Origin of the sequence: Streptomyces griseus subsp. griseus (assembly GCF_000720255.1) — a bacterium.
Classification (GTDB): Bacteria; Actinomycetota; Actinomycetes; order Streptomycetales; family Streptomycetaceae; genus Streptomyces; species Streptomyces griseus_I.
Window position 1 is genome coordinate 18,089 of the sequence record NZ_JOJE01000041.1, and the last position, 19,896, is coordinate 37,984.

Annotated in this window: 17 protein-coding genes; 9 read left to right on the forward strand and 8 right to left on the reverse strand. The window is 72.6% G+C overall.

What is annotated here, in order from left to right:
- The first annotated feature begins 28 nt into the window (after window positions 1-28).
- The 4 genes from IG99_RS35825 (at window position 29) to IG99_RS35840 (ending at window position 5,101) form a co-directional block, all read left to right on the forward strand.
- On the forward strand, window positions 29-1,060 hold the full coding sequence (locus IG99_RS35825; RefSeq protein ID WP_037681740.1) for a LacI family DNA-binding transcriptional regulator: 1,032 nt from the start codon (window positions 29-31) through the stop codon (window positions 1,058-1,060).
- Between the two features lie 331 nt (window positions 1,061-1,391).
- Window positions 1,392-2,744, forward strand: a complete 1,353-nt coding sequence (locus tag IG99_RS35830) for an MFS transporter (RefSeq protein WP_037681743.1) — start codon at window positions 1,392-1,394, stop codon at window positions 2,742-2,744.
- The gene (locus tag IG99_RS35835; protein WP_037681746.1) at window positions 2,741-4,165 is read left to right on the forward strand and encodes an alpha/beta hydrolase family protein; all 1,425 of its coding nucleotides are present in this window, start codon (window positions 2,741-2,743) and stop codon (window positions 4,163-4,165) included. The genes IG99_RS35830 and IG99_RS35835 overlap by 4 nt, the downstream gene beginning before the upstream one ends.
- Window positions 4,166-4,216: 51 nt before the next feature.
- The gene (locus tag IG99_RS35840; protein ID WP_051866293.1) at window positions 4,217-5,101 is read left to right on the forward strand and encodes a PaaX family transcriptional regulator; all 885 of its coding nucleotides are present in this window, start codon (window positions 4,217-4,219) and stop codon (window positions 5,099-5,101) included.
- Here the strand turns inward: IG99_RS35840 and IG99_RS35845 are convergent.
- Window positions 5,098-6,327 carry a pyridoxal phosphate-dependent aminotransferase gene (locus tag IG99_RS35845; protein WP_051866294.1) on the reverse strand — a complete coding sequence of 410 codons (1,230 nt, stop codon included), beginning with the start codon at window positions 6,325-6,327 and terminating at the stop codon, window positions 5,098-5,100. The genes IG99_RS35840 and IG99_RS35845 overlap by 4 nt on opposite strands.
- A gap of 175 nt (window positions 6,328-6,502) precedes the next feature.
- On the opposite strand from IG99_RS35845, the gene IG99_RS35850 reads away from it, so the two are divergent.
- Entirely contained in the window at window positions 6,503-7,327 is an 825-nt protein-coding gene (locus tag IG99_RS35850) for an SDR family oxidoreductase (protein WP_037681748.1), read from the forward strand.
- A 121-nt stretch (window positions 7,328-7,448) separates the two neighbouring features.
- Here the strand turns inward: IG99_RS35850 and IG99_RS35855 are convergent, their stop codons facing one another.
- On the reverse strand, window positions 7,449-8,114 hold the full coding sequence (locus IG99_RS35855; protein ID WP_051866296.1) for a shikimate kinase: 666 nt from the start codon (window positions 8,112-8,114) through the stop codon (window positions 7,449-7,451).
- 49 nt (window positions 8,115-8,163) lie between these two features.
- On the reverse strand, window positions 8,164-9,543 hold the full coding sequence (locus tag IG99_RS35860; protein WP_037681753.1) for an MBL fold metallo-hydrolase: 1,380 nt from the start codon (window positions 9,541-9,543) through the stop codon (window positions 8,164-8,166).
- A 222-nt stretch (window positions 9,544-9,765) separates the two neighbouring features.
- Between IG99_RS35860 and IG99_RS35865 the strand changes: the two genes are divergently transcribed.
- Together IG99_RS35865 and IG99_RS35870 are read left to right on the forward strand one after the other, a co-directional pair.
- The gene (locus IG99_RS35865) at window positions 9,766-11,688 is read left to right on the forward strand and encodes an AfsR/SARP family transcriptional regulator (protein WP_234312069.1); all 1,923 of its coding nucleotides are present in this window, start codon (window positions 9,766-9,768) and stop codon (window positions 11,686-11,688) included.
- 61 nt (window positions 11,689-11,749) lie between these two features.
- Complete coding sequence (locus IG99_RS35870; protein WP_324606159.1) at window positions 11,750-12,670, forward strand: helix-turn-helix domain-containing protein; 921 nt, start codon at window positions 11,750-11,752, stop codon at window positions 12,668-12,670.
- A 29-nt stretch (window positions 12,671-12,699) separates the two neighbouring features.
- Here the strand turns inward: IG99_RS35870 and IG99_RS35875 are convergent, their stop codons facing one another.
- Genes IG99_RS35875 through IG99_RS35890 form a run of 4 tightly spaced genes read right to left on the reverse strand, consistent with a single transcriptional unit; the run spans window position 12,700 to window position 16,574 of the window.
- Window positions 12,700-13,437 (reverse strand): YoaK family protein, encoded by a 738-nt coding sequence (locus tag IG99_RS35875; protein ID WP_037681756.1) that lies wholly within the window; start codon window positions 13,435-13,437, stop codon window positions 12,700-12,702.
- Window positions 13,418-13,942, reverse strand: coding sequence for a DoxX family protein (locus IG99_RS35880; protein ID WP_037681759.1), 525 nt, complete (start codon window positions 13,940-13,942; stop codon window positions 13,418-13,420). The genes IG99_RS35875 and IG99_RS35880 overlap by 20 nt, the downstream gene beginning before the upstream one ends.
- Before the next feature lie 45 nt (window positions 13,943-13,987).
- A complete protein-coding gene (locus IG99_RS35885; protein WP_037681762.1) occupies window positions 13,988-14,650 on the reverse strand; it encodes a hydrolase in 663 nt (220 codons plus the stop codon).
- A 43-nt stretch (window positions 14,651-14,693) separates the two neighbouring features.
- Complete coding sequence (locus IG99_RS35890; RefSeq protein ID WP_199815681.1) at window positions 14,694-16,574, reverse strand: amidohydrolase; 1,881 nt, start codon at window positions 16,572-16,574, stop codon at window positions 14,694-14,696.
- 267 nt (window positions 16,575-16,841) lie between these two features.
- On the opposite strand from IG99_RS35890, the gene IG99_RS35895 reads away from it, so the two are divergent.
- Window positions 16,842-17,813 carry an alpha/beta hydrolase gene (locus IG99_RS35895; RefSeq protein ID WP_037681767.1) on the forward strand — a complete coding sequence of 324 codons (972 nt, stop codon included), beginning with the start codon at window positions 16,842-16,844 and terminating at the stop codon, window positions 17,811-17,813.
- A 79-nt stretch (window positions 17,814-17,892) separates the two neighbouring features.
- Here IG99_RS35895 and IG99_RS35900 read toward each other — a convergent pair whose 3' ends face one another.
- On the reverse strand, window positions 17,893-19,026 hold the full coding sequence (locus IG99_RS35900) for a low temperature requirement protein A (protein WP_107056104.1): 1,134 nt from the start codon (window positions 19,024-19,026) through the stop codon (window positions 17,893-17,895).
- A 277-nt stretch (window positions 19,027-19,303) separates the two neighbouring features.
- Between IG99_RS35900 and IG99_RS35905 the strand changes: the two genes are divergently transcribed.
- On the forward strand, window positions 19,304-19,882 hold the full coding sequence (locus tag IG99_RS35905; protein ID WP_037681768.1) for a Dps family protein: 579 nt from the start codon (window positions 19,304-19,306) through the stop codon (window positions 19,880-19,882).
- Window positions 19,883-19,896 lie beyond the last annotated feature (14 nt).

Below are 19,896 nucleotides of genomic sequence, written 5' to 3' on the forward strand. Positions count from 1 at the left end.
CCGACGAGCACAGGAGACCGTTTCCTCCATGGCAGCGAACCGCCGCCCGACCCTGGCAGACGTGGCCCGAGAAGTGGGCGTCAGCGCCAAGACCGTCTCCCGCGTCCTCAACGACGACGGACCCGCGTCGCCCCGGACCAGGGAACAGGTTCTCGCCGCCGTGGCCAAGCTGGGGTTCCAGCCGAACCTGATGGCCCGCAACATCCGCGTCGGGGGGCCCGACACCACCGTGGGGCTGGTCATCCCCGACCTGGGCAACCCGTTCTTCGGCGCCGTGGCCAGCAGCATCGAGGACACGGTCCGCGACCGCGGTCTGACCCTGCTGATGGGATCCTCCGCGGACGACCCCGAACGGGAACGCGCCCTGACGGACAAGTTCCTGGCCCGGCGCATCAGCATCCTCATGGTCGTGCCGTCCGTCGGCGCCGACCACGCGCACCTCAAGACGCACCGCGCCGGGGGGCTGCCCGTCGTCTTCATCGACCGTCCGGGAGCGAGCCTGGCCACGGACAGCGTCGTCAGCTCCAACCGGGCGGGCGCCCACGAGGGTGTCGCCCACCTGATCGCCCACGGGCACCGGCGCGTCGGGTTCATCGGTGACCTGCCCACCCGGCTCTACACCCGGCGCGAGCGTCTGGCCGGCTATCGGACGGCCCTCCAGGAGGCCGGTCTGCCGTACGACCGCTCCCTGGTCACCAACGCCCATGACCAGCACGGTGCTTCGGCCGCCACGTCCCAGCTGCTGGCGCTGCCGGATCCCCCGACCGCCCTGTTCGCCGGCAACAACATCGTCGCGCTGGGGATAGTCACCGAACTCGCCCGCAGCGGGCGCAAGGACGTCGCCGTGGTCGCCTTCGACGACGTGGCGCTCGCCGAGGCGCTCGAACCGGCCCTGACCGTCGTCGCGCAGGACCCCGATGAGATCGGCAGGGCCGCGGCGACCACCGCACTGGCCCGCCTGGACGGCGACCGCTCCCGCGCCGGCACCGTCACCGTACCGACCCGGCTGATCGTCCGCGGCTCGGGCGAACGCCCCGCCCCGGTGCTGCAGGAGGCCTGAGCCGGAGCCGGCCCGCGGACCCGTGGTCGGGCGCCGTTGTGGCCGGGGCGGTGGTGGAGGCGGCCGGTGAAGCGGTGATACACGCCGAGGACCGCCGCCTGGGGTGTCTGTGTCGACTCAGGTCTCCTCGGATCGTCATCGGCCTCCCACGATCCCGCCCGTCGCCCGCCGCGACCTGAGTGGCCGTACTGAAGTCCGCACCGTGGAGTACCCCGTCTGCACCCGCGTGGCCACGGCCAGGCCGAACAAGCCAATGTTGTGCATTTTCTTGACGGCAGTCATCGAAGAGCCTAATTTCGCGGTGTCCTTCCCCCGGTCAAGGGAGACCGTGATGCCCCCGTCCCCCCTCGCATCCCCGCCCCCGAACCGCGAACGAACCCGGCAGCTGCGCCGCGTGGCCCTGTCCGGACTGCTCGGCACCGCCGTGGAGTTCTACGACTTCCTCGTCTACGGCACCGTCGCCGCCCTCGTCTTCGGCGAACTGTTCTTCCCCGGCGCCGACCCCGCCGTGGGCACCATCGCGGCGTTCGGCACCTTCGCCGCCGGCTATGTCGCCCGACCGCTCGGCGGCGTCCTCTTCGGTCACTTCGGCGACCGGCTGGGCCGCAAGTCCATGCTGCTGCTGACCATGGGTCTGATGGGCGGCGCCAGTTTCCTCATCGGTCTGCTGCCCACGTACGACACGATCGGTGTGTGGGCACCGGTCCTGCTGATCACCCTGCGTGTCGTGCAGGGCGTCGCCATCGGCGGTGAGTGGGGCGGTGCCACGCTGATGGTCGTCGAGCACGCCGGGGATCGGCGGCGCGGACTGTGGTCCAGCTTCACGCAGATGGGAGCACCGCTCGGCTCCCTGCTGTCCACCGCCGTCGTGACGTTCGTCGTCGCCCTGCCCAAGGACGAGTTCGCGGCCTGGGGTTGGCGTGTGCCCTTCCTGCTGAGCGTGGTGCTGCTCGGCGTGGGGCTCTTCGTCCGGCTCAAGGTAGTGGAGAGCCCGCTGTTCGCCGAGGTGAAGCAGGACCGTGCCGAGTCACGGCTGCCGGTCCTCGACGTGCTGCGCCAACCTCGCCCCGTGCTCCTCGCCTGTTGCGTCGGCATCGGCGCGTTCACCGCCCAGTCCCTGCTGACCAGTTACCTGATCGCGTACGCCACCGGCATCGGCTACGCCCGCCCGCAGGTGCTCACCGCGCTCACCGTGTCCGCCTGTGTCGCCCTCGTCGTGCTGCCCTGCGCCTCCGCGCTCTCCGACCGGGTCGGCCGCCGTCCCGTCGTCCTCGCCGGGGCCCTCGTCTCCGCCGCGCTCGCCTTCCCCGTGCTCGCGCTGGTCGACTCGAAGTCCCCCGGGCTGCTGATCCTCGCCGTCGTCCTCGGCCACGGCATCGCCCAGTCCACGATGTACGGCCCGCTGGGCGCGCTGCTCAGCGAGATGTTCGGCACCCGGGTCCGCTATACCGGCGCCTCTCTCGGCTACCAGAGCGCCACCCTGATCGGCGCCGGCTTCTCCCCCATGATCGCCGGGAGCCTGGTCGCCGGGAGCGGCAACGGCACCCCCGTCGCGCTGCTGGTGTGCGGGGGCTCGCTCATCACCGCGCTGACCGTCTGCTTCGTACGCGAGACCAGCCGCACCTCCCTCACCGGCACCTCCGAGAGTCCCACCGCCCCCCACTCGCAGGAGATTTCCGCATGACGAGCCCCACCCGCACGTCCGCCCCCACCCGCAGCCGTGTCCGCGCCGCCCGGCGCACCGCCTGCGCGGCGGCCCTGCTGCTCGCCGTCACCGCCCTGCCCACCTCCGCGGCGGCGGCCACGGCACCCCCGAGCCATGTCGAGGGCCGGCTCCCGTCGGGCGCCACGTACGTGATGGACGTTCCGGCCGACTGGAACGGTACGGTCCTGCTGTTCAGCCACGGCTACACCCCGGCCGGCGCGCCCAACCCCGCCCAGGACGCCCCCGAGGACGCGACGAAGGCGCTGCTGCTCGGGCGGGGCTACGCGCTCATCGGCTCCTCGTACGCCACCACCGGCTGGGCGGTGACGGACGCGGTCCCCGACCAGCTCGCCACGCTCTCCGCCTTCACCGACCGCTTCGGGGCGGCCCGTCGCACCATCGCCTGGGGCCGGTCGTACGGCGGACTGGTCACCACCGCCATCGCCGAGCGGCACCCGGACCGGATCGACGGCTCCGTCTCCACCTGCGGTCTGGTCCACGGCGGCGTCGCCAACTGGAACAACACCCTCGACCCCGTCTTCGCGCTCAAGACACTGCTCGCCCCCGGCTCCGGCATCCCCCTGACCGGGCTGCCCGATCAGGCGGCCGCCTCGGCCGCGGCCGACACCCTGACGAGCGCGGTCGACTCCGCGCAGTCCACGGCCGCCGGACGGGCCCGGATCGCGCTGGCCGCCGCCCTGCACAACATCCCGGTCTGGAACCAGCCGACGCAGCCCCGGCCGGACCCCGACGACTGGGACGCGCAGCAGATCAACCAGTACGGAGCGGTCAAGGGCCTGCTGAAGACCGCCGCCTTCAACTGGCGGCAGGAGGCCGAGGTCCGGGCGGGCGGCAACATGTCCTGGAACACGGGCGTCGACTACGCGAAACTGCTCGGCCGGTCGTCCGTGCGCAAGGAGGTCACCGAGCTGTACAAGAAGGCCGGTCTCTCCCTGCGCGGCGACCTCGCCACCCTGAACCGCGCTCCGCGCATCAGCGCCGACCCGGCCGCCGTCGGGTGGCTCAGCCGCACCAGCTCCTTCACCGGCCGGCTGACCAAACCGCAGTTCAGCGTCCACACCACCGGCGACGCCCTCGTCCCGGTGCAGACCGAGAGCGCCCTGCGCCGGGCGGTCACCGCCACCGGTTCGGCACCCCTGCTGCGTCAGGCGTACGTCGACAACACCGGCCACTGCACCTTCAGCCCCGCCGAGCACCTCGCCGCCCTGCGCACCCTGGAGGACCGACTGGACACCGGCACCTGGCGGGGAACCGACCCCACCTCCCTCAACTCCCGCGCCGCCGCGGCCGATCCGACCACCCCGGCGCGCTACGTCACCTACCGCCCCACCCCGTACCTGCGGCCCTACGACCTCGCGCACCCCGCCGACGGCCGGTGACGCGGCACGGCCGCCCGCCGCGGGTCCGGTGGGCGGCCGTACGCTTGCCGAATGGAGGACGACGACATCCTGGACACCTCGGACAGCGACATCCGGGACGACATCCCGGACGGTGACGGCCTGGAGAGCCCGCAGCCGCGACCGCAGTCGCTCATGCTCGCCTTTTTCGGCAACCATGTCCTGGACGAGGGGGACCTGTGCGTCTACTCCGGCAGCATCATCGACGTCCTCGGCCGCGTCGGGGTCGGTGAGCAGGCCGTACGGTCCACGCTGACCCGGATGGTCAACCGGGGCCTGCTGCGGCGCCAACGAGACGGCCGCAAGATGTACTTCGGCCTCACCCCGCAGGCGACCCGGGTCCTGGAGGACGGACGCGTCCGCATCTGGACCCAGGGCGCCGTCAACGACGACTGGGACGGCACCTGGACGCTGCTGGGCTTCTCCCTCCCCGACTCCTGGAAGCGCCAGCGCCACGACCTGCGCTCACGGCTCACCTGGTCCGGGTTCGGCGCGCTGTACAGCGGGCTGTGGATCGCCCCCGGACAGGTCGACGTCTGCGATGTCGTCGCCGAGCTGGGTCTGACCGACCACGTCAAGATCTTCCACGCCCGGGCCGACCAGGCCACCGACATCGAGCTGATGGTCCGCGACACCTGGGACCTGGAGAGCATCGCCGCCCGGTACGTCACCTTCGACAAGCGCTGGACCGCCCACCTGGTCGGGGGCTCCGGCGAGGACCCGATCGGTACGCGGCTGCGGCTGGTCAGCGAATGGCTGGACACCATCCGCGCGGACCCCAGACTCCCCGCCCGCCACCTTCCCCCCGCCTGGCCGGCCCGCCCCGCCCAGGACACCTTCCATCGCGTCGCGCGGCATACCGACGTACCCGCACGCACGATGGCCCGCCGGCTGCTGGAGACCACGGCGGCGCGCTAGCCGGGCGGGAGTCGGCACAGCTTGGCCATGAAGGTGCCGAGCCGGGTGATCCCCTCCCGCAGGTCGTCCGTCGAGGCCGCGTAGGAGAGGCGGACGTGCGTGTCCGCCGTGCCGATGCCGAAGTCGCGGCCGGGGGTGAGGGCGACGTGGGCCTCCTGGAGCGCGCGTTCGCAGAACTGCCAGGAGGTGAGTCCGGTGCCGCTGACGTCGAAGTAGACGTAGAACGCGCCGTCGGGCGGCACGGGGACGGGCAGTCCGATCGCCGCGAGGCCTTCGAGGACGAGGGCGCGCCGCTCGGCGAACTCGGCGCGGCGCGCCTCGCAGACCGCGAGCGACTCGGGGGTGAAGCAGGTCAGGGCGGCGTGCTGGGCGGGAGCGGAGGCGCAGAGGAAGTAGTTCTGGGCGAGGCGCTCCATCGCCGGTACGAGGGGCTCGGGGACCACGCACCAGCCGAGCCGCCAGCCGGTCATCCCGAAGTACTTCGAGAAGCTGTTGATCACGACGGCGTCGGGGTCGAAGGACAGCGCGCTGCGCGGCGGCCGACCGTGCTCGTCGTGGTCGCTGAGGTTGAGGTAGATCTCGTCCACGATGCGCCATGCGTCGCGTTCCCGCGCCAGGTCGCAGATCGCGGCGAGCTCGTCGGCCGGGACGGAGGTACCGGTCGGGTTGGACGGAGTGGCGATCATGATGCCGCGGGTGCGGTCCGTCCAGTGCGACCGCACGGATGCCGAGTCCAGCTGGTATCGCGAGGCCGCGGTGGTGGGGACGAGGGTGACGCGGGCGCCGAAGCTCTCGACGATCTGCCGGTTGCACGGGTAGGACGGGTCGCCTATCAGCACCTCGTCGCCCGGGTCGACGAGGGCTGCCGTGGCGAGCACCAGGGCGGCCGAGGCACCGGCGGTCACGACGACCCGGGAGGCGTCGACCTCGACGCCGTGCTGCTCCTCGTAGAAGCGCGCGATCGCCTGGCGCAGGGAGGGCAGTCCGAGTGCCGCGGTGTAGGCCATCGGCCGTCCGTCCATGGCCTCTCGCATCGCGCCGAGGACGGCCGGGGGCGCGCCGAAGTCGGGTTCGCCCAGGCTGAGTTTGACGACGTGGTGCCCCTGGGCCTCCAGTGCCGCGGCGTGCTTGCCGAACTCCATCGCGTAGAAGGGGGCGACGGCCCGGGCGCGCTGCGAGATCCTCATGCCGGCCTCCGGCTCGACGGGACTCGTGAGTGGGTTCATGTCGCCTTCCTGGGATGTCACTGTTCGGACCCTGGACGCCGAAGCGCTCCAGCCGGCACACGGCCGGGGTCCGTCCGGCCTTCCCTACCGTACCCACGGCCTCGATGTGGTCGCCCTCGGCGGGGACCGGGCGCCCCGCTCCGGCCAGGACCGGACTGCCCTACCGTGGGGCGTCATGAGGATCCTGATCATCGGCGGCAGCGGATTCCTGGGGACGGAGCTCGTGCGTCAGGCGGCCGCCGCGGGCTGGGAGACAGCCGCGACGTACTGTTCCCGCCCGGGCGGCGGGTCGGGAGCGTCATGGCACCGGCTCGACGTCCGTTCCGCCGGACAGGTCGATGAGCTGCTGGCGGCGGTCGCTCCCCATGCCGTCGTCGACGCGACCAGCGGGGGGAGCGACTGGGCGGTCACCGCCGACGGCTCGTTCCACGTGGCGGCAGCCGCGGCGAAGGTCGGCTGCCGCCTGGTCCACGTCTCCAGCGACGCCGTGTTCTCCGGTGCCCGGGTCCACTACGACGAGGCCTGCCTCCCCGATCCCCTCACCCCGTACGGCGCGGCGAAGGCGGCCGCCGAGACCGCTGTACGACTGCTGTCGCCGGCCGCCGCGGTCGCACGCACGTCGTTGATCATCGGTGACGGCGGATCCGCGCACGAGCGCATGGTCCACGCCCTGGCGGCCGGTACCCGCGACGGCGTGCTGTTCACCGACGACGTCCGCTGCCCGGTGCACGTCCAGGATTTGGCCCGCGCCCTGCTGGAACTCGCAGGGTCCGACCGTGCCGGGATGTTCCACCTCGCCGGGGCGGACGCCCTCAGCCGTCACCGACTCGGCGTCCTCATCGCCCGACGCGACGGCCTCGACGCGGCCCGCCTGCCCACGGGGCGCCGAGCCGACGCCCCCGTCCCCGGCGCCCTGGACGTCCGCCTCGACAGCAGCGCCACCCAGGAACACCTGCGCACACGGCTGCGCGGAGCCCCGGAGTTCCTGCACGTGCGGTGACCGCCGTCGGTCGCAGGAGGCGGTGCGGGCGGCAGTCGCACGCGTGGCGCGCGATCGGCGTCCTGAGCAGCCCCCGCTGGAGCCCGGCATCCGCTCCCCACGGAGGTCGCTGAAGGCCGGCTCAGAGTCGGAACACGGTGGTCACCCGGTCGGTGAGATCGTCTTCCGTCATCGTGGTGTCGACGTGGATGGTGCGCAGGTGGAGGCGCTCGGCTTCCTCCCGGATGTGGGACGTGAACAGGTGGTCGCGTTCGGCCACGTTGCGGGCGGCCCGTTCCGGGTCACTGGTCCGCTGCACGAACCCCTCCCCTGCCGCCGACCTGCTCCGGATGGCCGCCTGGCGGAAATCTGGCGTGGGGAGGAGCCAGACGGCGTGCTCGGGGGCGGCGAGCAGAGGCTTGACCAGATGCGGGAGCAGCCGGAAGCCCTCGACGACGCATGGGTCCCGCGGGAGGCGGAGAAGGTCTTCGAGGATCAGTCCGAAGGCCTCGCCCCGGAACCAGTGGAACGTCTCCAGCATGACGTGTGCGGACCGGTTCACCCACCGCTCGTCCATGTCCATGGCCATGAACTCGTGCAGGAGGGGCGCCTCCTCGGGCGTGGTCCGGCCGGCGTGGTCCCGCATCACGTCGTCGGTCGCGTAGAGGCGCCAGCCGTGGCGGTCGGCCAGCCGGCGGGCGATCGTCGACTTGCCCGCGCCGCTCCCACCGCCGATCCAGTAGACGTGCCGCAGCCGTGCCGCGATCTCCGCGGGTTCGGCCACCTCTTCGGACGGTCCGGGCTGCATTCCTCTCCCATCCAACGGGCTGCGTCCAAGGCGGCGGCGGACGCGGACATCATCGCGGGTCTCGGCGCCTGACCACCCTCAGCCCCGCCGGCTCGGCCGCGTCGAAGCTGTCGTCGACGACGCCGACATCGCGGCCCGCGGCGTCCAGCAGAGATGCTGCGATGGCCGCGCGCATGCCGCTGGCGCAGTGCACCCATACCCGGCCGGCGGGGATCTCACCGATCCGCTGGTAGAGGGTGTGGAGGGGAATGTGCAAGGAGATTTGGAGGTGGCTCTCGGCCCGCTCGGAGTCCCTCCGGACGTCCAGGACGACCAAGTCGCCGCGCTCGGAGACCAGTTCGGTGGCCAGCTCGGCGAAGCCGACGCGTGGGAAGGTGCGCGGTGACTCCCCGTCGCGGATCCACGCCGTAGGCCCTCCGGTCGCCGCGGCGGCCGGGCGGTCGATGCCGACCCGCACCAGCTCGCGCTGTGCTTCGGCCAGTTGGCGCGGAGACTCGGCGAGGAGGGTGACCGGCTTGCCCCACGGGACCAGCCAGGCGAGGTACGTGGCCGGCTTGCCGTCGGCCTCGAAGTTGAAGGAGCCGGCGACATGGCCGGCGGCGAAGGCGACTCGGCCGCGCAGGTCGACGACCCACTCCCCGGCGGCCAGCCGGTCCGCGATGTCGTCGGCGTCGGCGACGGCGGGCCGGGTCAGATCCACCGGGGGCGGGCCGACGGCGTTGAGCGGTCCCAAGTGGGCGTAGTACGCGGGGACGTCGTCCAGGCCGGCGAGTACCTGCCGCACGAAGGTGTCGACGTCCTGCACGAGGGCGTCGTTGGCCGTCTTCTCCTTGCCGATGGTCGTGGCGTCGCGGCCGGCCGGGCCGGAGGAGCAGAAGCTGCCGAAGCCGTGCGTGGGCAGCACCGGGGTCTCGTCGGGCAGCTCGGCGGCGAGGCGGCGGGCGGAGGCGTGCTGGTCGCGGGCGAGTCGTTCGGTCAGCCGGGGGTCGACCAGGTCGGGGCGGCCGACGGTGCCGATGAGGAGGGATCCGCCGGTGAAGACGGCGACCGGCGTCCCACCGTCCTGGAGCACGTACGACATGTGGTGGGGCGTGTGGCCGGGGGTGGCGAGCGCGCGCAGGGTCAGGCCGGAGTCGATGTCCGTGGTGTCGCCGTCGTGGACGGGGACCCGTTCGACGGACACCCTGGCGGCGGCCGGGACGAGGTACGCGGCGCCGGTGAGGCGGGCCAGCTCCGGGCCGCCCGTCAGGTAGTCGTTGTGGATGTGTGTCTCGACGACGTGGGAGACGCGCACGCCTCGGCGGGCGGCTGCGGCGATCACCCGGTCGACGTCCCGGGGCGGGTCCACGGCGACGGCCGTGTGCGCGGCTCCCGCGAGGTAGCTGTGGTTGCCGAGCCCTGCGGTCTCGATGGTGTCGATGTAGAACACCGGGGCGCTCCCTTCCTGTGGCCATTGTCCGCCGGGGGTCGTGGTGACGCTGTCGACTACCCGTGTGACCTTCGGTGACACCGTGGGCAGGCAGGAGCGGTGGGCGGGCGCGTTGGCTGAGAGTGCACCGCCTGTGGTCCGGGAGCGCAGGGGGCGGCGGTGTTCGCCCGGCCGCCCTTCTACCCTGCTCCCAGGGGGTCGAGGGCAGGGGGTTGCACGGAGTTGACGCGGTTCGAGGTATTGGGTCCGCTGCGGGTGTGCGAGGGGGGCAGGGAGCTCGATCTGGGGTTCCCCCAGCAGCGCGCCCTGCTGGGCCTGCTCCTGGTGCGGGTGGGCCGGCCCGTGCCGGCGGGCGAGATGGTGGACGTGCTCTGGCCGGAGCGGCCGCCGGTCAGCGCGCCGAACGTGGTGCGCCGGTACGTCGGGGCGCTGCGGCGGCTGCTCGAGCCCGGTCTGCCGCCCCGGGCGCCCGGCCGCAGGCTGCTGCGCCGGGCCGGTGGCTGTCTGCTGGCGGCGGACGAGGACGAGGTCGACCTGCTGCGCTTCCGCGGTCTGGCCAAGCGGGGCAAGCGGGCGGCCGCCACGGGCAGGCCCGAGGTGGCGCTGCGGCACTTCGTCGAGGCGCTCGGCGAGTGGCGGGGGCCGGTGGCGATGGGGATCCCCTCGTCGGTGCGGGAGCACGCGGTGTTCGCCGCGGTGGAGCGCGAGCTCGTGCACACGACGGTGATGGCGGCCGACGTGGCGCTGCTGTGCGGCCGGACCGAGCCCGTCCTGCCGCGGCTGCGCCGGGCCGTCGAGCTCGACCCGCTGAACGAGTCGTTGCACGCCCGCCTCGTCATGGCCCTCGCCGCCTGCGGGTTGCAGGCCGAGGCGCTGGCCGCGTACGAGGGCGTACGACGGCTGCTGGCCGAGGAGTTGGGCGTGTCGCCCGGGGGCGAGCTGGCGGCCGCCCACACCCGGGTGCTGCGTCAGGAGCTGCGGCCCGTCGGCCTGGCGCCTGGGCCGCGGACGTGGACGGCTCGGTGCGCGGAGTCGCAGGCGTCCCAGGTGTCCGAGCCGGTGGTGCGGCCCGCGCAACTGCCGCCGGATCTGCCGGTGTTCACCGGTCGGCAGGGCGAGCTGAGCAGCTTGCTGGAGGTCACCGGGGTGGCGGCCGGGTCGGCGGGCGCGCCCGCGACGGTGCTGATCGGCGGCATGGCCGGCATCGGCAAGACCACGCTCGCGGTGCGCTGGGCCCACGAGGTCGCCGACCGGTTCCCGGACGGTCAACTCCTCGTCGAGCTGCGAGGGTTCGCCCCGTCCCGGACGCCGGTGGAGCCGGCCGAGGCGCTGCGTGGGATGCTCGCCGCGCTCGGCGTGCCCGCGGGCCGGCTGCCGGGTGGCCTCGACGCCCTCGCCGGGCTGTACCGGAGCGTGCTGTCGGGACGGCGGCTGCTCGTCCTGCTGGACGACGCCTCCGACACCGACCAGGTGCGGCCGCTGCTGCCCGCGTCGCCCGGCTGTCTGACGCTGGTGACCAGCCGCAACGGGCTGCCGGGACTGGTCGCCTCCGGTGCTCACCCACTGCGGCTGGACCTGCCGTCGGCCGCGGACGCGCGGGCCGTGCTGGCCCTGCGCGTCGGTCGGGAGCGGCTGGCCGCCGAGCCCGCGGCGGCCGACGAGATCGTCGAGCGCTGCGGCCGGCTGCCGCTGGCGCTGGCCATCGTGGCCGCCCGCGCCACCGCCCGGCCGGGCTTTCCGCTCGCGGCCATCGCCGCGGAGCTGCGGGAGTCCCGGGGCAGCCTCGACGCGTTCGCGGGACCGGTGGGGGCCGCCGACGCCCGTCTCGCCTTCGCCTCGTCCTACCGCTGTCTGCCGCCCGAGAGCGCCCGGCTGTTCCGTCTGCTGTCCCTGCACCCCGGCCCGGACCTCACCCCGGACACGGCCGCCGCCCTCGCGGGTCTGCCCATTCGCGCGGCCCGTCTGATCCTCGACGACCTCGCCGAGGCCCACCTGGTCACCGAGCACGCCCCGGGCCGCTACGCCCCGCACGACCTGTTGCGCGTATTCGCCACCGAACTGGCGCAGACGTACGACTCCCTGACGGATCGCCAGTCCGCGCGGCAGCGCCTGTCCGACCACTTCGCGCGCAACGGCGGTACGTAGCCCGGCCGTTGTCACCGCGATGTCACTTCTTTTGCACAACCGTCCTTCTACGCTCCCTCCCGTGGTGAATGTGCAGGTGAGCTGCGGTGAGTTGGCCTCGGAGGCGACGAAGATGAACGAGACGGTGTGCCGGATGCCGAGAGGCCTGGACGTCGTCGTCACCGGTGCGGACCCCGCACGGCTGCCCGGCGGGGGTCCGTGGTCCCCGGGTCGGCGGCTGATCGCGCAGGCGGGTGGCGCGTACCTCTTCGTGGGCATCCGCGGCGGCGGCCGGGCCCTGGACGTGCCGGAGCCCCGAACCTCCCTGATGGAGCCGGGGGACATCTGCTTCTACGACGCGGACCGGCCGCCCGTGCTGGACTTCCCGGAGCACTGCCGGCTGAAGGTCTTCCTCGTTCCGCGCGAGGCGCTGGGGCTTCAGGAACGGGACGTGCGCCGGGTCATGGCGGCCCCGGTGAGCCGGTCCTCGCGGATGGGGGCGCTGCTGTCGCCGTTCCTGTCGGAGCTCGCGGACACGGTCTCCGTGTCGCGTCCGTCGGTCGGCGAGATGCTCGCCTGGAACGCCGTGAACCTGCTGACCACGCTGGCCGCGGACCAGCTGGGCCAGGACGCGGCGGGCCTGCCCGAGACCCGGTCACCGCTGCTGTCGCGCATCCTGGGCTTCGTCGACCGGCATCTGGCCGACTCGGACCTGTCCCCCGAGATGATCGCCGGGGCCCATCACATCTCCGTGCGCTACCTGCACAGGCTGTTCCAGGACGAGGGCACGACGGTCGGCCGCTGGATCCAGCGCCGCCGTCTGGAGGAGTGCCGCCGGGACCTCGTGCACCGGGTGCGCGGCAGGCAGACGATCGCCGCGGTCGCGGGCCGCTGGGGCTTCCTCAGCGCCACCCACTTCAGCCGCGTGTTCCGTGCCGCGTACGGCATGTCCCCCAGCGAGTGGCGGGACACGGGCCGGGGGACACGGGCGCTGAGCCGATAGAGAGCCGGTGGGTGGAGTCGACGGCTCGGTCAGGACGGGGGTCTCGTCCAGACCGCGCCGGACACCGAGAGGCGGTACGCCGACCCCGAGACCGTGGCCAGCAGCAGGAACGCCAGGACCAGGGTGAGGTGCAGGTCGGCGTGGAGAAAGAGGGCGGCGCCGACGAGGGCGCCGAGGAACATGGCCACGACCGACAGGACGCGTCGGCCGGGCCGGGGGGCTGCGCCGCCGGCCGGGAGGGAGTCGGCGGCGAGCCCCGTGAGGGTGAGGGTCAGGACGGTCGTGGTCAGATCCGGGACGCGCAGCCGCCTGGCGACCGCGTTCTGCAGGCCCATGGCGAGGGCGAGGACCACGATCAGGGCGTACTGGACCCTGGTGGTCACCTCGCCGTGCGCGATCAGCACGACGGCGACGGTGACGGCGAAGAGCACCGCCTGGAGCCCGGTGGCCGCGGCCAGCAGGCGCCCGCGATGCCCGGCGAACCGGGTGCCGAAGCGTCCCCCCGCCAGCGCCCCGGTCAGGAACGCGGCCATCGCGACGATCGACGCGCTCGCGGACAGTCCCGGCGCGCCGGCCAGGGCGAACCCGAGGAAGACCACGTTCCCGGTCATATTGGCGACGAAGACATGGCCGAGCGCCAGATAGCTCACGGCGTCGACCAGTCCGGTGACGACGGTCAGCGCCAGCAGGAGCGGGGGCAGCGGGCCGTGCGGGTCCTCCCGGGGCGGCGCGAGCGTGCGGGCCGCGTCAGTCAGCAGCTTGCGCATACGGGGTCCTCCTGCCCGGAGCGGACGGGCGGCGCAGCACCACACGGGTGAGCAGTCCGCAGGCGGGGCCGGTCACGAGAGCCGCGGGGCCGGCCCACCACGGCCAGGGAGTCAGCCCGACGACGTGGTCGGCGGACCAGCGGCCGGGGCCGGTGAGGGCCAGTACCCCGGCGACGACGACGAGGACCAGGGGGTACTCGTACCCGTCGTTCTGTACCCAGAGTCCGTTGTGCCACTTGACGGTGGCGGCGACCGTCATCACCCCCACGGCGGTCGTCGCCGCCGCGGGGGTGAGCAGTCCGGCCGCCAGGAACAGACCGGCGCCGAGCTGGCCGGCGCCCGCGGCGAGCGCGGTGAGCCGGCCGCCGCGGAAGCCGTCGTGGCGGAATTCCTCGGTGCCGCCCGCGAGGCCGTTGCCGCCCAGGTGGAAGCTGACCTTCTGCACTCCGTGCCCGGCGATGAGAAGGCCCGCCACCAGCCGGAGGATCAACAGTCCGGTGTCCATTGCGTGTGTGTTCCTGTCCGTTCCTGACGCCCAGGGATCGGCGGCTCAGCCGGCCGCGTGGGCGCCGATGACGGCCTGCGCGTAGACGACCCCGAGGCCGTAGGCGCCGGCGTGCTCCTTCACGACCTCCGTGGTGGACACGTACGTCTCCGTACGCGCCCAGTCGCGCTGGAGCTCCAGGAGCACCTGGACCCAGGTCACCGGGACGGCACCCGCCTGGATCATGCGCTGGACGGCGTGCTCGTGGGCCTGCGGGCTGACACCGCCGGAGGCGTCGGTGACGACGTAGACCTCGTAGCCCTGAGCGAGCGCGGACAGGGTGGGCAGGACGATGCAGACCTCGGTCCACAGGCCGGCGATGACGAGCTTCTTGCGGCCGGTCGCCTTGACCGCCTCGACGAAGTCGACGTCCTCCCAGGCGTTCATCGTGGTGCGGTCGATGACCTTGTGGCCGGGGAAGACGTCCGCGAGCTGCGGCAGGAGGGGGCCGGAGAAGGACTCGGCGGCCACCGTGCTCAGCACCACGGGCACGTCGAAGACCTTGGCGGCCTTGGCCAGGCCGACGGTCGCGTTGATGATCGCGGTGCGGTCGCCGCTGCCGGTGCCGAAGAACATCTGCGGCTGGTGGTCCACGAGCAGCACGGCGGCGTTGTCCGGGGTGAGCAGGTCGGGGCCGGGGGCTGCGGTGACGTTGTCGATGTCGACCATGGGAGTGCCTTTCATGAGGGGAGGGGAGGGGAGGGGTGAAGGGTCAGAGTGCGAAGCAGGGGTCGAGGGCGACCGTGTTCGCGTCTTCGGGGGCGAGCCCTCGGCGGGCGCGCCACTGGCGGTGCTGCTCGGACTCCGCCACGGCGTGGCCGAGCAGTTCGGCCTGGCGGGCGCCCGAGCGGCCCGTGCGGGGTGCGGCCCGGTAGCCGCCGTAGTGGGCCACCGGGCTCCAGTCGGGGCTGACCGGTGGCAGTTCCTCGTCGAGGCCCTCGTACTCGGCGGCGGCGTAGACGATGCGGCCGCCGACGACCGTCAGCAGGGATTCGATGTGGGCGATGTCCTGCTCGGGCACGGTGAAGTAGTCGTCGGAGAGGACGGCGAGGTCGCCGAGGAAGCCCGGGCGCAGCAGGCCCTTGACGTCCGCCTCCCCGGTCAGCGCGGCTCCGGCCGCGCTGAACATGGCGAGGGCGGTACGCCGGTCCACCCGGTTGCGCGGCGGCCGGATCGTCAGGTCGCCGACCGTGCGGCCGGTGACCAGCCAGTGCAGGGCGATCCACGGGTTGTAGGTGGAGACGCGGGTGGCGTCGGTACCGGCGCCGACGGTCAGGCCGCGGTCCAGCATCGCCCGGATCGGCGGGGCGTCGGCGGCGACTCCGAGGCCGTAGCGGCGTACGAACGCCTCGCCCTGGAAAGAGAGCCGGTTCTGCACGGACAGGGCTCCGCCCAGGGCCGCGATGCGGTCGAGGCTGGCGGCGGAGACGGTCTCGGCGTGGTCGAAGAGCCAGCGGTTGCCGGCCGGGAAGAGCCCTTCCGCGGCGAGTTTCTCGAACACCGCGAGATCGCGGCGGATGGTCTCGTCGTAGGTGGCGTGCAGCCTGAATCCCCAGCCGTTCTCCATGAGGAGCCGTACGGCCCTCTCGAATTCCGACTCGTAATCGGTGAGTTCCGGGCGCGGCTGGGAGAAGTTCTCGAAATCAGCGGCCGCCCAGGTGAGGTTCTCGCCCGCGCCGTTCAGCCGTAGCCATTCGTCGCCGTCCTCCGGCCCGACTGTTTGCGTCCAGCGGGCGAGGTCGGCGATTTCCTGGCCCGGGGTCTGCGGGAAGAGGTGATAGGCGATCCGCAGGGAGAGTTGTCCGGCCTCGGCGAGTTCGACGACCGTGCTGTAGTTGTCGGGGAAGTTCTGGAACCCCCCGGCGGCGTCGATCGCCGAGGTGAGGCCGAATCGGTTGAGTTCGCGCAGGAAATGCCGGGTGGAGGTCTTCTTGTCCTCACCCTCCAGGGCCGGGGCCTCGGCCAGCGTGGAGTAGAGGATCAGCGCGCTGGGCGCGGCCAGCAGCATGCCGGTGGGCTCGCCGCCGCGGCCGCGGACGATCTGGCCACCCTTGGGGTCCGGGGTGTCCCTGGTGTATCCGGCGGCCTTGAGAGCGGCGCGGTTGAGGACGGCCGACTGGTAGAGGTGCAGCACGAACACCGGGGTGTCGGGCGCGGCCGCGTTCAGCTCGGCGACGGTCGGCAGCCGGCGTTCGGCGAACTGCTCGGCCGACCAGCCGCCCACCACCCGCACCCACTGTCCCCTGGGCGTACGGGCCGCCTGCTCCCGCAGCATCGCGAGGCCCTCGCGCAGGGTGGGTACGCCGTCCCAGCGCAGTTCCAGTACGTAGTTGAGGCCGCCGCGGATCACGTGCAGGTGGGAGTCGTTGAGGCCCGGCACCACGCGACGGCCGAGCGCGTCGACCACCCGCGTGGCCGGGCCGACGAGGGGAGCCATGTCCTTGTCGTCACCGACGGCCGTGACGACACCGGCGCGGATCGCGATCGCCCCGGCGTGCGGACGGGCCGGGTCCGCGGTGTGGATCCTGGCGTTGCGGACGATCAGGTCCGCTGCGTCGTCGGTGGCGCGGGGAACGAGCCCGCCGACCGGCATCGTGGACACCGTGGGACAACCTCCTCGGGGCGAACGGATTTCCTTGGGAGCCGTCACGCTATTCCGCGGGCACTCGGCCTTGTGTCCCCTCGGTGCACCGAATACGTACTGACAGCGCACTGGCTCTTTCTCGCCGGGACGGGCTCATTCTTTCGTGCGCTGTGAGGTCGACTCCGGTGCGCTCGTGGACCATTCACCGCGAATTTCCGGTTTTATCGTGCTGCCCGACTCATCCACGGATCGCACGCGAGGAATCAGGAGAACCACATGTCCGACACCACCGAGCAGATCAAGCCGGTCCTGGAGCCGGCGGCGGCCGCGTTCGCCGAGGCCACCGCCAACCCGCCCTATCTCTTCGACCTGGCGCCCGCCGAGGGCCGCAAGGCGGTCGACGAGGTGCAGTCCGGCGAGATCGACAAACCGGCGATCGACGAGGAGTGGATCACCGTCGAGGGCGGTCCGACGGGCACCGTCCGGGCGCGCGTCGTCAAGCCGGCGGGTGCCCGTGGCACGCTGCCGGTGATCCTCTACATCCACGGCGCGGGCTGGGTGTTCGGCAACGCCCACACCCACGACCGTCTGGTGCGCGAACTCGCCGTCGGCGCGAACGCGGCGGTCGTCTTCCCGGAGTACGACCTCTCGCCCGAGGCCCGCTACCCGGTCGCCATCGAGCAGAACTACGCGGTGGCCCGGTGGGTCGTCGAGCAGGGCGCGTCGAGGGACCTGGACGGCTCCCGGCTGGCGGTGGCGGGCGACTCGGTCGGCGGCAACATGACGGCGGCGCTGACGCTGATGGCCAAGCAGCGCGGTGACGTGCCCCTGGTCCAGCAGGTGCTGTTCTACCCCGTGACGGACGCGGCGTTCGACACCGGCTCGTACCACCAGTTCGCCACCGGCTACTTCCTGCGCCGTGACGGCATGCAGTGGTTCTGGGACCAGTACACGACCGACGAGGCCGAGCGCGCCCAGATCACCGCGTCCCCGCTGCGCGCCACCACCGAGCAGCTGACCGGCCTCCCCCCGGCGCTGGTCATCACCGGTGAGGCGGACGTACTGCGCGACGAGGGCGAGGCGTACGCGAACAAGCTGCGCGAGGCGGGGGTGCCGGTGACCGCCGTACGCTTCCAGGGGATCATCCACGACTTCGTGATGCTCAACGCGCTGCGTGAGACGCATGCCGCCGAGGCCGCGATCTCGATGGCCGTCGAGACGCTGCGCACGGCGCTGCACGGCGGCTGAGCCGGGGCGGGAACGGGCCCGGAAGACTCCTCGAACCCCGGACGGGCCGAGTGGTGCCGACCGGCGGGGTTTGATGGGGTCACCTCCGTCGGTCCTTGGCCGCCGTCAACGCCACCAGTGTCGCCAGCAGCACACCGCTCGTCAGTGCCGGGGCCGGCGACCAGGTGGCCGTGAGGACGGCGGCGCCCGTGGCGAGGTACGGGACGTGCTCGGCGGGCCTTCGCCGATGGGGGCGCAGGTGTACCGCCCACACCGTGAGCAGGAAGACCGCGGCGGGCACGGTCACCGCCGCGCCCGCCGCGGTGGCGGAGGCGTCGGTGCCACGGGTGACGTGGTCCGCATACGCGGCCAGACCCGCGCCCTCCGCCGTCGCGGAGGCGAAGACGAGGTAGTGGCCGTAGGCCCAGGGGAACCGTCTGCGGTGGGCCTGGTGGGTCGTGGCCAGCAGGGTGTGGGCGGGGCGGGCGAAGTACAACCACCACATGGCGTACGCCGTGAGCAGACCGCCACCGGCGAGCGCGTACAGCGCGCCCGTGCCCTGATGGCGCTCGAAGGCACCGCGGACGGCGACGGTCGCGGCCGCGACGGACTCGCCGAGGACGATGAGGGTGAACAGCTCGTAGCGCTCGGCGATGTGCCGCGGATGCCACGGCGTCATCCCGGCGGACTGCGCCCACACGGGGACGGAGATCTCGGCTGTGATCATCACGCCGATGAGCGGCAGACGAATGGTCTCGGGAGTGAACAGCAGCCCCAGCCAGCCCAATTGACATACCGTCACACCTGCCGCGAACCGCAACGCCGTACCGCGCCGGGCCGGGTCGGACAGCGCGGCCCGCAGCCACAGCGCGGCGAGCGTCGTGCGCAGGACGACGTAGCCGAGCGTGATGATCCGCAGGTCCCCGTCTTCGAACGCGCGGCTCACCCCGGCGGCGAGGACGAGGGAGCCGGTGATCTGGGCGAGGACGGCGAGCCGGTAGGGGACGTCGTCGGGGTCGTAGGCGGAGGCGAACCAGGTGAAGTTCATCCACGCCCACCAGATGGTGAAGAAGACGAGGGCGAAGCGGAGTACGCCCGCGGCGTGATGGCCCTCCGTCAGCGCATGGTGCAGCCCTGCGGACGCCTGCGCCACCGCGATGACGAAGCACAGGTCGAAGAAGAGCTCCAGCGGGGTCGCCGCCCGGTGCGGTTCGGAGGGGTCACGGCCGGGCATGGCGGGTGAACGGCCTTTGCGCAGGGGCCTGTTGATGAGGTTCAGCGGAGTGCGGTTCAGTGCGGGGCTCCCGAGGGGCAGACGTCCTGCCGAGGCTAGGCCGGCTCTCCGGAGGGCCCTGTTCCATCGGCGCACGGAGCCTTGCCCGAGAGTGAACGCGGCGGGCGGCAGTGCGCTCAGGGGCACCGCCGCGTGCACTGCCGGGCCATCCGGGAGCCGTGCACGCGCCCAGCGTCACCGGCGTACACGCACAGCACCGCACCACAGGAGGCGGATCATGACCACCAGCTCCCAGCCCGCGGGCGGCAGCCAGCCCTGGCTGCACCAGAAGGGCGAGGCGATCCAGGAGTTCGGGACCGTGAAGCAGTTCCCGGTCGGCCTGTCCTATGAGGCCCGGATGTACTCCTGCCAGCGGCTGAACAAGGTCCTGGCGGACACGCAGATCCTCCACGGGCTGTACAAGAAGCACCACTGGCTGATGCGCGGCGCGACCTTCTACCAACTGCACCTGGTCCTGGACAAGCACGCGGGGGAACAGCTGGAGATCGTCGACACGATCGCGGAGCGGGTGCAGTCCCTGGGCGGTGTCGCGGTGGGCGATGCCCGGCACGTCGCGGAGATCACGTCGATCCCGCGTCCGCCGGACGGGGTGGAGGAGGTGCCGGCGATGCTGTCACGGCTCCTGGAGGCGCACGAGACGATTCTCGTGGACGCCCATGACGCCGCCGCCCGGGCCGCCGGGCTGGGTGACGACGGCACCAACGACCTGCTGGTGTCGCAGGTGATCAGGACCGGTGAGCTCCAGGCGTGGTTCCTCGCGGAGCATCTGGTCGACACCCCGCTGGTCCGCGCCTGAGCCGGCGCCCCCGG